1 protein-coding gene is annotated in these 354 nt (G+C 41.2%); it reads right to left on the reverse strand.

Annotated features, from left to right (window positions below; genetic code table 11):
- On the reverse strand, nt 1–354 hold a 354-nt coding region (locus F1592_RS13215; RefSeq protein ID WP_149814195.1), incomplete at both ends, for a putative Ig domain-containing protein.

A 354-nucleotide genomic window follows, 5' to 3' on the forward strand; every position in this document is an offset into this window, starting at 1 on the left:
TGTAGTATCTTGCACTGTGATTGTGAAACTTGTTTCCGTTTCGTTGCCGTCGGCATCTGTTGTTATCACTGTAATTGGATAACTTCCGACTTTCGTTGGCGTTCCAATAATTGTATTCGTGTCTGGATTGAATGTTACTCCTGATGGTAAGCCACTCACTTTATTCGTTACAGCTTGACCACTATTATCACTCGCCTCAATCTTGATTGGATCAATTGCTGTATTCACTTCTTTTGTTTGTCCAGCGATTGGTGACACGACTGGTTTTGTAGTATCTTGCACTGTGTTTGTGACACTTGTTTCAGTTTCGTTGCCGTCGGCATCTGTTGTTATCACTGTAATTGGATAACTTCC

It is taken from the genome of Staphylococcus sp. GDX7P312P (genome assembly GCF_008385775.1).
GTDB lineage: Bacteria > Bacillota > Bacilli > Staphylococcales > Staphylococcaceae > Staphylococcus > Staphylococcus haemolyticus.